Genomic DNA, 14303 nt, shown 5'->3' with positions numbered 1-14303 from the left:
TCCTTAGCGGAGTTGTCGCGGTGGGGCATTGCTTGGAACCCCTTTTCAGGGAATTGGGCGGGACAATATAATCCAGGTGAATGCGGTTTTGTTCCATGATCAGGGAAATTGTCTAATTTTTGATAGAATATCTTGGTCGCTCAGAAATAGTTTTATGAATATTAACATGGCTTAAAGTAAGGTGCTTACTTTTGTGATTGTCTGTATTTTATTATTGGCAATGGATCTTGGGCGCTGATGACTGAGAGAGACGTGTGCTCCCGCCTGAAACAGAAGGAGCGCCGTCATGCACGCTGCGTTCGAGAAAGAGTTCCACTACAGTCCGCTGATCCGCAAGCTCGACAGCATTTTCCCATTGTCCGCTGACGAACGCCAAGCTGTCCTCGACCTGCCGATGCAGATCGCGGCTCTCAAGGAGGATCAGGACATCGTGCGCGAAGGCGACCGCCCCGGCCGTTCATTCCAGATCCTGAGCGGTCTGACTTGTACTTACAAGATGACTGGCGACGGCAAGCGCCAGATCGTGGCGTTCGGCATTCCCGGCGACATGCCCGACATACAGTCGCTGCATCTGAAGGTGCTGGACCTCAGCGTGGCAACCCTGACCCCGTGCAGCGTCGGGTTCGTCCCGCATGACGCATTGTGGGATCTCTGCCTGCGCCATCCCCGGCTCTGCGCTGCCTTCTGGCGCGAGTCTCTCGTGGAGGCAGCGGCTTTTCGCGAGTGGGTCCTCAACGTCGGGCGGCGCGAAGCCTACCCCCGCATGGCGCATATCCTGTGTGAGCTGCTGGTGCGCCTGAGGGCGGTGGGACTCGCTGAGGATCATGTCTGCGATCTTCCGATTACTCAGGCGGAGTTCGCCGATGCACTGGGGATCACGACGGTGCATGTCAACCGGGTCCTCCAGCAGATGCGGCGCGAGGGTCTGATCGCGACCAAGGGCAGCCGTGTGGCCGTTCCTGATTGGGAATGGCTGAAGGCAGAAGGAGACTTCGACCCGACCTACCTCCATCTTCAGCATAGCGGAGCGGTTCAATGAGCCTTTCGCTTCAACCCGTGCGAGTGGCAACAGGCTGGGACGAGGAGGGCATGCTGGTCTATGGCGAACAAGAGCGCCTTCTGGCGGTATTGACCCATCTCAGCGCAGATAACGAGGTGGCTCCCGATCACTGGTATCTGGAGGCCGGCTTTGGGCTGGCCAGCGGGAAAGACCATCCGATCTTTGTCGATTTGGATGCTGCCCTCGCTTGGCTCCGCCAGTGCACCTCGCATCAGGCACCTCCAGGTCGCGGACGCCCGAAGGCCTTACATTCCCTAGGCTGACGGAAGCTGCGATGGGACCGAAGCCCACCGAAAGCCGGACAGCCTCGGCTTGAAGGCTATGCGGTCTTCATCGCGATAGACCCGCGGAAGTGCTATTCTATGGGCCTGCCAACAACGGGAGGTCTCCATGAGAACCGCGCTGATCATAGCGACCTTGGCGGTAACCTTCTGCGGGAACGCGTCTGCCGCAACGCGTCTGTCGGTAGGTACCCGGGTTCAGCCGGTCGATATCGTCCTGTCGGACTTTGCGTTCACGCCGCAGAACCTGCGCCTGCACCACGGACAGGTCTATCAGTTGCGCCTCATGAATCGGGGCTCAGGGGCGCACAATCTGGCTGCGCCGGAATTCTTCGCCGCCGCTCAGATCAACCCCGGTGATGGTGCCGCAGTCTCAGGGGGGCGGATCGAGGTCGGCAAGGGGGAAACTCGCACGGTGACACTCACGCCAGTCGCGGCAGGACGCTACGGCATGACCTGTACGCACTTTCTGCACGCCAGCTTCGGGATGACCGGAAGCATCACCGTCGACTGAGTCCGGTTTTATACTGATGAGGCAGCCTGTCCCGCTATCGGACGATGACTGGACGTGAGCCGAGGCGGTCGAACGGCAGAAGTATGTAAAATGAGCTGTCGCCATAAGGCTGGCGCGATCGATCCGTCTGCTGCGCGAGCGCGGGGTGCAATGGACATCGGCGTCGCTTGAGCGCTGCAGGTCTGTGGACCTAATTCTGCTCTAAGTCTCGGCACCTAGGATGGCCGCCCTGACAGGCACCATGCCCGTCCAAAGAAACAGAGGGAGAGATGCATGCGGCATGCTCCAACCCCTATCGTTGTCCCGGCACGATTGCCTTGATGGCTTGCACGGGATCGAGCCCACCAGCGGGTATCCATAAATTTCCGAATGCCGATGTCCAACCTTGGCGTCGGACATTGGTAACCTCGCCTCGCTGGATCCAATTCGCCCACTTCCGGGTAAGGCGGGCTCCAACGACCTCTGGCTTTGGTGTCGGGAGGTGGGGGCTTCTCTCAAGCCATGGAGGCATAGATGAATGCCTATTCCTACGATCCGCTCGGATCGGGTTCTCAATCCGCTCAACGTCCTGGGCAGCAGGAAAATTCCTATACCCAGACAAATCTTGTATCTGACGGTTTCTTGCCTGCTGCGCACACCGATCCGAATTTGATTAATCCATGGGGTGTTGCCAGCAGCGGAACCGGTCCATTCTGGGTTTCCGACAACGGGACCGGGGTCGCCACTGTCTACGATGGCAAGGGATTGCCGATCTCGATCGGTGGTCACCTATCGATTACGATTGCCGCACCTCCCGGGCAAACGGATCCATCTGCACCGACGGGCCAAGTCTTCAATTCCACGCACAAAGGATTCACCATCTCCAGCAACGGGCACACCGCGTCAGCCAATTTCCTGTTCGCGACGGAAGATGGGACCATCTCTGGATGGAACCCAAACGTAGATAGCGCCAGCTCCGTAATTGCCGTCGACAAGTCTGCATCCGGGGCTGTATTCAAGGGCTTGGCGATCGGAACAACCCGTGGCCATACATATCTGTATGCATCGGATTTTCATAATGGAGTCGTTGACGTCTTCAATAACCATTTTCAGCAGGTGAAGCACTTCACCGATGCGAACCTGCCGGATGGTTATGCGCCGTTCAACGTGCAGGCGCTCAACGGTCATTTGTTCGTGACTTTCGCTCTCCAGGATGCGGCCAAGAAGGACGACGTCGCCGGCCCGGGTCATGGTTATGTCGACGAGTTCGATTTCTCCGGACATCTTCTTCACAGGGTCGCCTCGCAGGGACCTCTCGACTCTCCCTGGGGCTTAGCCATCGCTCCTTCCGGGTTCGGAAAGTTCTCCCATGACCTTTTGGTTGGAAACTTCGGAGACGGGAGGATCAATGCCTATGATCCTCACGATTTCCATTTCCTCGGCACCGTGGACGGCCCCAGCGGCAATCAGGTCGTGATCGGCGATCTCTGGGCGCTTGTGCCCGGAAACCGCGGTCCGAACAGTGATCCGCACAGCATCTATTTCACCGCAGGCGTGCAGGACGAAGCGCATGGCCTGTTCGGGACGCTTACGGCTGCTCCCACGCAGACGCATCACCATGCAGGTGGAACGGATTTGCTAGTATGACCGGTCGGGCAAGAGGCTTGTCCCAGAACGTCTGAGTAAGGAGCTCGTCTCGAGCGCCGCAGCGCGGCCCTCAGCCTATACTCGTATTGGCGAAAGGCCGAAAGACTGCCTTGGGCGGTCCTTATCCAGATTTCGGCAACGGCGAGGGGGAGAGGGTGGTCAGACCCTCTCACCCTTCGGTGTGCATTGATCCGTGGCAGGCGTTCCGGGTCCAGTCGTTCCTGTCCTCTGACCATGGCTCCAAGGCCGCCCGAAGTTGGGAATGGCCCAAACAGTCAACGGATTGTCCCGGGCGATCAAGCATCGCACGCAAGTCGCGCTAGGGTTGATCCTTCACTCGACTTTCGCAGGAGCAAGGTTCAGGTGATGAGGGACAAAACTTATCCCGATGCTCACGTTATGGCCGAGGGCACCCTCCTCAAGCGGATCCCATTCCGGCCTTCGCTTTTGTGGCTCCTGGTTCTCGCGCCTATTGTGGTCATTCTCGAGCATCTCGGCAGCGTTCCTGCCGGCGTTATCTTTTTCTGTGCTGCCCTGGCCATTGTGCCATTTGCCAAACTCATCGTGCAGGGAACGGAACAGGTCGCCGCTTATACCGGAGCCACTGTGGGCGGCCTCCTTAACGCCACTTTTGGAAACCTGCCGGAGCTGATCATCGCCATGGCAGCCCTTCGGGCCGGTCTTCTGGAAATGGTGCGAGCTTCCCTCGTCGGTGCGCTCCTCGCCAACTTGCTGGTGGCGCTCGGCTTGTCTTTCCTGCTCGGCGGACTGCGCCATCATGGTCAGGACTACAATCCGAATGCTGTCCGCACCTATTCCTCGACGATGGTCCTGGCGTGGATCAGCCTGGCGCTGCCGAGTGCCTTCCATCGGGCCCTCGAGGACGAACCTCACTTGGGTGTCCATGACACCTTGGATCTTTTCGTCGCGTTAGTGCTGTTGGGATTGTATGCGCTTTTCCTGCTTTACGCCCTGAGAACCCATCCGGAAACATTTGCCGAGTTGAACGCACCGGCGCCGGATGAGGAAACTGAAGAGCATCCCAGTTTTGCCCGGGGCGTCGCGACGTTGCTGATCGCTTCCCTTGGCGCGGCTTGGATGAGCGAGATCCTGGTCGGCGCCGCCGAGCAAGCCGGTCGTGCACTGGGAATGTCGCAGATGTTTATGGGTGTGATCGTGCTTGCGCTCGTCGGCGGCGCGGCGGAGTGTGGCTCGGCGGTCGCCATGGGCCGGGCGAACCGTCCGGATCTCAGCATTGGAATCGCGTTGGGGAGTTGCGTCCAGATCGCCCTGTTCGTGGCCCCGGTCCTTGTCTTGGTCGCGCCGGCCATGGGACAGCCGCAGTTCCGGCTCGTGTTCTCACAGGCCGAGATGTGGATGCTGTTCGGGGCTGTGCTTCTCGGGGCGACCGTAACCACGACAGGCCAATCCACCTGGTTCAGAGGGGCGCAACTGCTCGCGCTCTACCTCATCATCGCCGCCATCCTGTACCTGCTTCCAGCTGCCGTATAGCGGAATACGGATCATGGGGAGCAAGATCCTTGTTGGCGACTGCACCGCATGCTCGAAGTGTGCTGTTTCGCGAATCTTCTGAGGCAACACCACTTAGTAATTTTGCTTTCGACGCATTCATCCCTCGGACGCGTCTATCAATTATTATTGCGCATTCCAGCGCGATTTCGGCGGGATGCTCAAGCCTCGCCATGTTGCCGGTGAAATCGCGAAACGGCGGCGTCGATTGTGGGGGAAAAACGCGTCTCGCCGAACCGATCGAACACGCCGAACCGCCGCAGCTTGTCCTTGACAGGGTCCTTGAGTTCGGCGAACCGGAGTTCGATGCCTTGCGCCAGCAGGGCCTCGTCAAGCTCCGTCAGCGCATCGGCCGCTGTCACATCAACGCTCGTGACGGGAGCGGCTGCGACAACCACACATCGGACTGGTGTGGGGGATTCCGCCACGGCAGCAAGCACGCGCTCGCGGAAAAGCTCCGCATTGGCAAAGAACAATGGCGCATCCCAGCGGAACAGGACCAAACCGGGGATCCGATGCGCTTCCGGATAGCGTGTGATGTCATGGTATCCCTCGACGCCGGCCGGACGCCCCAGGATGGCGGAATAGGGACGCCAACCGTCCCATAGGAACTCGATCACCGCGATCACGATCGCCAGGCCGATTCCAGGAATGGCGCCGAATACCGCAACTCCGGCAAAGCAGGCGATCGAGAGCCAGAACTCCCAGCGCTGGATCTGATAGATCCGTTTGAGGTCGGTTATTTCGAACAACCCTATGGCCGATGCGATGACAACTGCGGCCAAGGCGGCATTCGGCAGGTTCCGCAGAAGGTCAGGGGCCATCAGCAGCAGAAGGGCGATGGCGAGTGCGCCCACGATGCCGGTCAATTGCGTGCGTGCACCGGCGGCTTCAGCCACGGGCGTGCGCGAGCTGCTGCTGCTGATCGGGAAGCCCTGAAAAAAGCCGGTCGCGAGATTGGCCGCACCCAGCCCCACCATTTCCTGGTTGGGGTCCACGGCGGTATGCATCCGCGCGGCGTAGGCGCGCGAAAGCACGCTGGTATCGGCGAACGATACCATGGCCACGGCGCAGCCGCCGATCAGTACGGGAACAAGGTCGTCGAGTCTGATCCAGGGAAACGCGAAACTGGGGAGGCCTTGGGGCAGGGAGCCAAGGATTGATACATTGTGGCGGTCTGCGAGGTCGAACAGGCTGACGAGGAGCACAGCGCCGACAACGGCAACCAGGATACCGGGCACACGCCTGTTGCCCCGCAGCAGCAGGATGGTCGCCAGTGTCCCCAAGCCGATTGCAAGTGCCACCCAATTCGTTCGGCCGTCCAAGATGGCCCCGCCGATCGCCCACAGATCACGCAGCGGCCCTGTGCTTTCGACCGAGAAGCCGAAGAGTTTGGGGAGCTGGCTGATCAGGACGGTCAGTGCGATGCCGTTCATGTAGCCGTAGCGGATTGGCTTCGACAGGAGTTCGGTGACGAAGCCGAGTCGTGCGAGACCCGCGAGGATCAGAACCGTCCCTGATACGAGCGCCATCAGGCCACCCAGGGCAATGGCGCGCTGCGGATCTCCGCCGGACAGGGGGAGCACGATGCCGAGGATGACGGCTGCAAGAGCGGAGTCCGGGCCGAGGACGAGGATGCGGCTAGGGCCAAAGACCGCATAAGCCAACAGCGGGACGATCGTGGCGTAAAGGCCGCAGATGCCCGGGAGGCCGGATGCCACGGCATAGGCGATCCCGACTGGGACGAGCATCGTCGCCAAGACCAACCCGGCGACGATGTCATGTCCGAGCCATGAGGGTTCATACCGAAGAAGAGTTTTCAGTCCGGGCAGCCAGCGCAACCAGCTGGAATCATGGCTGATCCCGCGGACAACCGACACTCCTTCCGGATCGCCGTGGCTTCGAGCCGCATGCCCTTCCGTCGCTCTGCCTCCATGCTCGAACGGAACAGGCGCAGCCTCCTGCCGGCTCGAGGGGAGACGATCTGCTGGGGGAATGCCGACCATGGCCGCGTTCCGGTTTATGCGTCTTGACACTTAGTATCGCGTCGGAACGACGATCTTGGCCGGCAGACCATCCTCGGCGCGCTTTGGCCGCGGCTCGGCCTTCGGGACCTTCGGCAGGTCGAGCTTGATCCGCTTATATGGTATCTGGCTCAGCAGATGGGCAATCAGGTTGAGACGTGCGCGGCGCTTGTCGTCGGATGGCACGACGAACCAGGGAGCATGCGGCGTGTCGGTCGCGCGCAGCATATCCTGGTAGGCCAGCGTGTAATCCCACCAGCGACGCACCGACTCGGTGTCCATCGGACTGAGCTTCCAATGCTTGATCGGATCCTCGATCCGATCGGCGAACCGGCGGCGCTGCTCGTCCTGGCTCACATCGAGGAAGTACTTGAGCAGGATGATGCCGTTCTCGACGATCTCCCGCTCGAAAGGTGGCACGAGTCGCATGAAGCGTTCGTATTCATCGTCGGTGCAGAAGCCCATGACGCGCTCGACTCCGGCCCGGTTATACCAGGAGCGGTCGAACAGCACGATCTCGCCTGCGGCCGGGAACTGGGCAATGTAGCGCTGGATGTAGAGCTGGCTCTTCTCGCGCTCGGTCGGCGCCGGCAGAGCTATATGCCGAAACACCCGGGGGCTGACGCGCTGGGTGATGCGGCTGATCACCCCGCCCTTGCCGGCGGTGTCGCGGCCCTCGAAGATCACGATGATCCTCGCGCCCGTCGCCTTGACCCAGGTTTGGAGGCGGACGAGTTCGACCTGGAGCGTTCTCAGCTCGCTCTCGAACTCCTTCCGCTTCATGGGAGGCGCGGAATCCTTTCGTGGTTCGGACGGATCTCGTTTCGTCTTGATGGCATCCAATCGGCTCATGGCAGGTTCCTGTCGAGATCATTTCGCGCGACTGCGCCGAACTCCATCATCGCGCCGTCGGAGGCAAAGCCTCTCAATGTTGCCAGCTGCGCTTGGACAACCGGCAACTCCGCGCATCGCATGAGCTATCGTTGCTCCCGGAGGATCGATTTGCTTGATACTTTGGGACAAACCCTTGATCGGATAGGACAATGGACGGACCAGAGGCCTTAGTCCTTGCCATAAAGATTGGCTTGAAGGAGAACCGTGCCGCTGGCCAAGCATGCCTTGGGATCCACCACAGGCTCTAGAGGATGCGAGGACCCGCGCTTCGATGAGGGCATTGCTCGATCGATTAGCTGGATTGCTCGACGCCCATATCGGCCGTTCGCGTGTCGGGGAGAACGACGACCGGGCTGCTGACCGGAACGCGGCTGTAGAGGTCGAGGATGTCGGGATTGAGCATGCGGATACAGCCGCTCGACACCGCCTCGCCGATGGTGTGGGGCTCGGTGGTGCCGTGAATCCGGTACAAGGTATCTCGGCCGTTCTGGAAGAGATAGAGCGCCCGTGGCCCCAAGGGGTTGTTGGGGCCCGGAGGCATCCCGTTCGCCCAGGGCCTGTTACGCTCGGGATCGCGCTTGATCATTGCAGCGGTGGGTGTCCAGCGGGGCCACTCCGCCTTGCGGCCCACTTCCGCCCGCCCAGCCCACTTCATGCCCTCGGCTCCCACGCCGATGCCGTAGCGGATCGCGCGTCCGTTCTCCCGTACGAGGTACAGGTAGCGATTGGCCGTATCGACCACGATGGTACCGGGGCGCTCCGAGGTGTTGTAAGCGACCTCCTGTCTGAGGAACTGCGGGTCAACGGACGAAATATCAGTGGCAGGAAGCGGAAACTTCTCGTCCGGCCGTGGTCCGTACATAGCGACGTAGGTCGGATGCGGCGACTTGAGATCCGCATTCTGAGGCGTCTGTGTGGAGATGCAACCCGCGAGTGCCGAAGCAAGCATCGTCATACCGATCACCTTGGCACGCATGGATGGAAGTCGACGGAGGAGAAGACGGAAAGAAGTCATGAGGATGGGTTGCTTTTTTGAATAAGAGCTGAGGGGATGAGACACAGAAGCCCGCGGCCGCCGTTGCGCTGAATAAATCCTGGGCAGCGCGCATGCGCAGTCACACCAGCGCGGAGCCGGCGTCGTGCGGCAGCGGATCAGGCGGCGATAATTGGCGCCGGTTTACAGAGGATGTCGTTGGCGAAAGTCCGCAGATGAATCGGCAGGATAGGCATTCTTCAGGCTCCAAAAGGGCTCCGCACGCAGATCGCAAGCGAGCCCCCTCTGTCATTGGCCTGAGAGCTTCATCGCAGCCAGGGAACCGGCGACGACTTACACCGTGGGCGGGAGCGCGATGCTCCGCTTTTCAGAGTGTTTCACCAACAAGCGGTTCTTGGTGCCTGAGAGTTTCCGGGGCGGTTGCTCCTTCGGCGGCCAGCACGCTGGCTCTCTCCCGCTTGCAGTGCCCCGCACATTAAAACAGTTTGAGGCAGAATTGTGAGATTTCAAACGAGGCATCTCGAAGGGCACAGCCTGTTGCGAAAGGGGCACAGGTTACATGCTCCGTCACGGGTCAGATCAACTGCGATTGATCTCATCCCGCGTGCGTCCGGGCCGAGGCCGGTAGCGCGGAAGAGACCAGTTCCACCGCAGCGCCGCCGCTCGGATCGTGAATGCAGCCAGGAAGCCGCTGGCGAGCGAGAACTCACGCGAAATGCCGACCGAGACCCCGGTCACGAAGATCGTCGCCCCGCCCAGCGCCGCCGACACATAGATCTCGCGGCTGAGTATGACCGGGCTCTCGCCACCTAGGATATCCCTGACGATGCCACCGAAGGTGGCCGTGATGACACCCATGGCGACAGCGACGATGACACCTGCGTCCGCCAGCAGCGCCTTCTCGGCCCCGGTCACCGCGAATAAAGCCATGCCGACTGCGTCGCACCACAGCAGGAGCTTGAGCCGCGACTGTGGAACATGGGCGAGAAAGAACACAGTGGAGGATACGAGCACACAAGTGATCAGGTAGGCCGGCTCCCGTACCCAGAAGACAGGAAGCGCGTTGATCAGTGTATCCCGGATCGTTCCGCCGCCGATCCCGGTGGCAGTGCCGAGGAGCACGAAGCCAACCAGATCCATCTGCTTGCGCGAGGCAACCAGCGCTCCGGTGGTGGCGAAGACGATGATCCCGAACCAGTCGAGCAAGGCGGTGAAGGTGTCGAACATCAGTCAGAAATCCATCATGAGATTCCGGGATCAGTTTGCCAAAGTGGTCCAGGACGGAATGCCTAGCAAGGGCAGGGCTTCGCCCATGACGCGCCGGGTTACTGGAACGGCGTTCCATCCCGACGTGCGAAAACCAAAGGTTTCCGGCAGACCGCTCGGTTCATCAAGGATCGTCAGGAACAGGTAACGCGGCGAGTCGATAGGGGCGACCCCGACGAAGAACGTCATGACTTTCTCCTTGGAGTAGACACCGCCGACCACCTTCTCGGATGTTCCTGTCTTACCGCCGATCCGGATGGGATCAAGCGCCGCCCGGCGAGCCGATCCGGCCTCGACATTCAGGCGCATCAGGTCGCGCAAGATCGCAGCGGTTTCAGGCTTGACAACGCCTTGGGCGCGCAGGCGCTCGCCGAGCCCGCGTTCGGCCAGGAAGGTAGGAGTGATCACATTCCCGCCGTTTACCAATGCAGCCAAGGCCATGGCCCCCTGAAGTGGCGTGACTGCGATGCCGTGGCCGAAGGCAACCGTCGCGGTCGTAACGTTGCTCCACCGCGACGGTACGATTGGAGTGGAACTCTCCGAGAGTTCCGTTTTGATCCTGTCGTATTGTCCCAGCACCTTCAAGAAGGACTGGATCCTGGGCGCGCCGATGGCCAGCGCCATTTGGCCCATGGCGATGTTCGACGAGTAGATGAAGCTCTCGGGCAGGGTCAGGACCCGCCTCTTGCCACGAAAATCATCGATGCTGGCGCCGCCGATGGAAAGCGGTCGGCTGGCATCGAAGGTGGAATCGAGCGTGAACAGCCCGGTGTCCAATGCGAGCGCGGTCGTCAGGGCCTTGTAGATCGAACCCATTTCATAGCGGCCGACCTGCATCCGATTGATGCGGTCCGGATGCAGCGCCAGCCCCGGATCATTCGGATCGAAGTCGGGTAACGACACAAGGGCGATGATCTCTCCATTGGTGACGTCGAGGACGAGGCCTGCCGCCCCGATAGCGTCGTAGGTCCGAAGTGCGGAGCGAAGGTGCTCTGCGTAGATGTGCTGGATGCGGAGATCGATGCTGAGCCGGACGCTCGGGCTGGTAACGTCCCCCATTGCCTTGGTGGATTCAGGTTCATGTGCACTCGAAGTGGCGTCGATCCATGTCTCGATGCCGGCCACGCCCCGGTTGTCGATGTCGACAGCCCCAAGAACATGAGCTGCGGCAGCCCCGTTGGGGTAAACACGTGTCGGTTCCCGCCGGAGGTGAATTCCGGCTAAGCCGAGCGACCAGACCCGGTCTGCGACGGAAGGCGCGATCGAGCGCCTGATCCATGCGAAACCCGATCCCGACATAAGCTTGCGGCGCAGCTCCCCCGGATCGATGTCATTGAACACCTCGGTCAGTCCTTCCACCGCCTCGTCAATGTCGATGATCCGCCGCGGTTCGGCGTAGACGGAGAAGAGGTCGAGGTCCTTGGCAAGAACGATGCCGTTGCGGTCGATGATTTCGGGCCTCACCTGCGCGATTGGGTTCGGGGAGACCGCGCGCGGCTCATATGGTTCGAGACCAAGGGTGACGAGCTGCACGGCAATCATGGAAAACAGGGCAGTGAACCCATAAGTCGCCAGCCGGATACGGCCGGGAGCGCGGTCGATCGCGAGCCTGAACGGAGAACCTGCCATCGCTTTACCCGACGCGCATCATTGGAGGTGGATGAAGCCGGGAGGGGTGTGGGCCTCCCAGGCCGAGATGCCGGTCGGCAGCTCGTCGGCAACGGCTGGAGGCTCAGCCACCGGCGGCTCCGTGCCCGGCTTGAACGCCTCAAGAATTGCATTGCGAGTGGCGGTGCGCTTGCCAGTGTAAGGATCGACCGGGATCAGTTTGATCCCAGACGGAACACGAAAGGCGGTGTGGGGCTTGCCTGCGAGCGCCTGCTCGAGGAACGCTCGGGCAATGGGTGCTGCATATCCGGAGCCGTAGGCGGACTTCCCCATCGAGCGGGGCCGATCAGATCCTAGGAAAACGCCAACGGCGAGTTCCGGCGTGGAGCCGACGAACCACAAATCCCTAGCATCGTTGGTCGTGCCGGTCTTTCCCGCGAGCGGCCTGTCGAAGCCTGAGAATACACGCGGCAACGTGCGCTCGACGACGCCCTGGAGGAGGGAGGTCACCTGATAGGCGGTGAGCGGATCGATCACCTGTTCTGTCTTGTCATTTGGATTAGGAGCCGGCTGGTTGCTCCAGGGGCGTATGGAGCAGCCGGAGCATGACCGCTGGTCATGCCGGAAAATCGTGGTCCCATGCCGGTCCTGAATGTGCTCGATGAGGGTCGGTCGGATGTAACGGCCACCATTGACGAGCATCGCGTAGGCCGTCGTCATCCGCAGCACCGTGGTTTCACCGGCGCCCAGCGCCATCGAAAGCAGCGGCGGCAGATCGTCTTGGACGCCCAAGCGGCGCGCATAGTCGGCGATGAGCGGCATGCCGATGTCACGTGCGAGCCTGACTGTCATTACGTTCTTGGAACGCTCGAGCCCCATGCGAAGCGTGGACGGGCCGTCGTAGCGCCCGTTGTGGTTGACCGGGGACCATGGGGCCTGTCCAGCACCCTGCGTAATGGACAAAGGCGCATCGAGAACGAGGCTCGAAGGCGTGTAACCGTTGTCCAAGGCTGCCGCATAGACGATCGCTTTGAAGGTCGAGCCTGGTTGGCGCCAAGCCTGGGTGGCACGGTTGAACTCGTTCTGACGAAACGAGAAGCCGCCCACCATGGCGCGGATGCGCCCCGTGTCGGGCTCCAGCGCGACCAAGGCTCCGGAGATTTCGGGGATCTGCCTCAAGCGGTACTCGTTCGAAGCTTTCCTGAAGGGCTCGACATGAACGATGTCGCCGACGCGTAGAACGTCGCCCATGCGGCTTTTTCCCGTCCAGCGTATCCCTTGGCCCGTAATCCGCCCTATAAAGCGCGGGGCCTCGATCTCACCGGCAGCATCCCTGTCCGGTCGCAGACCTATACGAGCGCTCTTCGCGTCGACCGAGAGAACGACAGCCTGTCGCCAGGGGCGGATGTCCTCGAATGTCGGCAGCTCAGCAAGCTTCAGGCCCCAATCTCCTTCCACCGAGGGAAGTCGGACGGCTGTTCCGCGCCAGCCCCGGGTCTCGTCGAAGCTGACCAAGCCATCCACAAGACTCTTACGGGCTGCAGCCTGCATCTTCGGGTCGAGCGTCGTTCGAACGGACATCCCGCCCTCATAGAGGGCCGCTTCACCGTAGCGGTTCGCGAGTTCACGCCGGACCTCCTCGGCGAAGTAGTCTGCGTGAGTTTCATGGGGCGATACTGTGCGCGGATTGACGACGAGCGCCTCTTCCATTGCCACATCAGCCTCGTCTTGCCCGATATAGCCGTTGGCAGCCATACGCTCCAAAACCCAATTGCGGCGGTTCATTGCCGCCTCGGGCCGGCGGAGCGGATGGTAGTTGTTCGGTCCCTTCGGAAGGGCGGCGAGATAGGCGATCTCCGCCAGGCTCAATTCATGGACGGATTTGTCGAAGTACCCCAACGCAGCCGCAGCAATCCCGTAGTGTCCCATGCCGAAATAGATCTCGTTCAGGTAGAGTTCGAGAATACGGTCCTTGGTGAATGTCTCCTCGATCCGGAAGGCGAGCAGGATTTCCTTGAGTTTGCGGCTGTAGGTCTGCTCGCGTGACAGGAGGATGTTCTTGGCGACCTGCTGTGTAATCGTCGATGCTCCTTGCGGCCGACCTGCGTTGCTCGCGAGATTGGCGAGCAGTGCACGACCGATGCCCATGAGATCGATCCCGTTGTGCTCGTAAAAATGTCTGTCTTCCGCCGACAGGAAGGCGGCGGTGATCCGCCGCGGCATGGCTGCCAGGGGCAGGTACAGTCGGTTCTCGCGCGCATATTCGGCGATTATTCTTCCGTCGGCGGCATGCAGGCGCGTCGTCATCGCGGGTTCATAGCGCGCGAGCTCTGCGTGGTCGGGCAGATCGGAAGAGAGGTGCCATAGGACGAATCCGACGGCCAGCGCGACGCTGACCATGGCGAGTGAGGCCAAGGCTGCGGCAAAGCCGATGAAGCGGAGAACGAAGCGCATCGCGAGCCCCGAGGTTTTGAGCGAGTTCCAGCGCTGTCACGAAGACTCGCGC

Annotated in this window: 11 protein-coding genes and 1 riboswitch; of the genes, 5 read left to right on the top strand and 6 right to left on the bottom strand. The window is 61.0% G+C overall.

Features of this window, described 5'->3' with window-relative positions; translation table 11 throughout:
- Positions 1-286 precede the first annotated feature (286 nt).
- The 5 genes from U0023_RS21945 to cax all read left to right on the top strand — a co-directional run bounded on the left by U0023_RS21945 (position 287) and on the right by cax (position 4993).
- Entirely contained in the window at positions 287-1039 is a 753-nt protein-coding gene (locus U0023_RS21945) for a Crp/Fnr family transcriptional regulator (RefSeq protein ID WP_009490864.1), read from the top strand.
- Between the two features lie 50 nt (positions 1040-1089).
- Positions 1090-1323, top strand: a complete 234-nt coding sequence (locus tag U0023_RS21940; protein WP_195904175.1) for a hypothetical protein — start codon at positions 1090-1092, stop codon at positions 1321-1323.
- A gap of 127 nt (positions 1324-1450) precedes the next feature.
- The gene (locus U0023_RS21935) at positions 1451-1855 is read left to right on the top strand and encodes a cupredoxin domain-containing protein (RefSeq protein WP_009490866.1); all 405 of its coding nucleotides are present in this window, start codon (positions 1451-1453) and stop codon (positions 1853-1855) included.
- A gap of 513 nt (positions 1856-2368) precedes the next feature.
- Positions 2369-3481 (top strand): TIGR03118 family protein, encoded by a 1113-nt coding sequence (locus U0023_RS21930; RefSeq protein WP_009490868.1) that lies wholly within the window; start codon positions 2369-2371, stop codon positions 3479-3481.
- A 366-nt stretch (positions 3482-3847) separates the two neighbouring features.
- The gene (gene cax / locus U0023_RS21925) at positions 3848-4993 is read left to right on the top strand and encodes a calcium/proton exchanger (protein ID WP_210160995.1); all 1146 of its coding nucleotides are present in this window, start codon (positions 3848-3850) and stop codon (positions 4991-4993) included.
- 179 nt (positions 4994-5172) lie between these two features.
- Here the strand turns inward: cax and U0023_RS21920 are convergent, their stop codons facing one another.
- The 6 genes from U0023_RS21920 to U0023_RS21895 form a co-directional block, all read right to left on the bottom strand.
- On the bottom strand, positions 5173-7017 hold the full coding sequence (locus tag U0023_RS21920) for a SulP family inorganic anion transporter (protein ID WP_009490870.1): 1845 nt from the start codon (positions 7015-7017) through the stop codon (positions 5173-5175).
- A 30-nt stretch (positions 7018-7047) separates the two neighbouring features.
- On the bottom strand, positions 7048-7887 hold the full coding sequence (gene ppk2 / locus U0023_RS21915) for a polyphosphate kinase 2 (protein WP_009490871.1): 840 nt from the start codon (positions 7885-7887) through the stop codon (positions 7048-7050).
- A gap of 334 nt (positions 7888-8221) precedes the next feature.
- The gene (locus U0023_RS21910) at positions 8222-8905 is read right to left on the bottom strand and encodes a L,D-transpeptidase (RefSeq protein WP_009490872.1); all 684 of its coding nucleotides are present in this window, start codon (positions 8903-8905) and stop codon (positions 8222-8224) included.
- A gap of 396 nt (positions 8906-9301) precedes the next feature.
- Positions 9302-9390: riboswitch (glycine riboswitch) on the bottom strand.
- Positions 9391-9502: 112 nt separating this feature from the next.
- Positions 9503-10150, bottom strand: coding sequence for a trimeric intracellular cation channel family protein (locus U0023_RS21905; RefSeq protein WP_009490873.1), 648 nt, complete (start codon positions 10148-10150; stop codon positions 9503-9505).
- Between the two features lie 30 nt (positions 10151-10180).
- Positions 10181-11818 (bottom strand): peptidoglycan D,D-transpeptidase FtsI family protein, encoded by a 1638-nt coding sequence (locus U0023_RS21900; RefSeq protein WP_009490874.1) that lies wholly within the window; start codon positions 11816-11818, stop codon positions 10181-10183.
- 18 nt (positions 11819-11836) lie between these two features.
- Complete coding sequence (locus U0023_RS21895) at positions 11837-14251, bottom strand: penicillin-binding protein 1A (RefSeq protein WP_009490875.1); 2415 nt, start codon at positions 14249-14251, stop codon at positions 11837-11839.
- Positions 14252-14303 lie beyond the last annotated feature (52 nt).

This window comes from Microvirga lotononidis, assembly GCF_034627025.1.
Classification (GTDB): Bacteria; Pseudomonadota; Alphaproteobacteria; order Rhizobiales; family Beijerinckiaceae; genus Microvirga; species Microvirga lotononidis.
This window is presented reverse-complemented; position numbering and strand designations above follow the sequence as displayed.

Bases quoted from the DNA above. Each gene is read 5' to 3' on its own strand.
- U0023_RS21900 (WP_009490874.1), bottom strand. From the start codon at position 11,818: ATGGCAGGTTCTCCGTTCAGGCTCGCGATCGACCGCGCTCCCGGCCGT.
- U0023_RS21920 (WP_009490870.1), bottom strand. From the start codon at position 7,017: ATGGTCGGCATTCCCCCAGCAGATCGTCTCCCCTCGAGCCGGCAGGAG.
- U0023_RS21895 (WP_009490875.1), bottom strand. From the start codon at position 14,251: ATGCGCTTCGTTCTCCGCTTCATCGGCTTTGCCGCAGCCTTGGCCTCA.
- U0023_RS21945 (WP_009490864.1), top strand. From the start codon at position 287: ATGCACGCTGCGTTCGAGAAAGAGTTCCACTACAGTCCGCTGATCCGC.
- U0023_RS21940 (WP_195904175.1), top strand. From the start codon at position 1,090: ATGCTGGTCTATGGCGAACAAGAGCGCCTTCTGGCGGTATTGACCCAT.
- U0023_RS21910 (WP_009490872.1), bottom strand. From the start codon at position 8,905: ATGCGTGCCAAGGTGATCGGTATGACGATGCTTGCTTCGGCACTCGCG.
- U0023_RS21930 (WP_009490868.1), top strand. From the start codon at position 2,369: ATGAATGCCTATTCCTACGATCCGCTCGGATCGGGTTCTCAATCCGCT.
- ppk2 (WP_009490871.1), bottom strand. From the start codon at position 7,887: ATGAGCCGATTGGATGCCATCAAGACGAAACGAGATCCGTCCGAACCA.
- U0023_RS21935 (WP_009490866.1), top strand. From the start codon at position 1,451: ATGAGAACCGCGCTGATCATAGCGACCTTGGCGGTAACCTTCTGCGGG.
- cax (WP_210160995.1), top strand. From the start codon at position 3,848: ATGAGGGACAAAACTTATCCCGATGCTCACGTTATGGCCGAGGGCACC.
- U0023_RS21905 (WP_009490873.1), bottom strand. From the start codon at position 10,150: ATGTTCGACACCTTCACCGCCTTGCTCGACTGGTTCGGGATCATCGTC.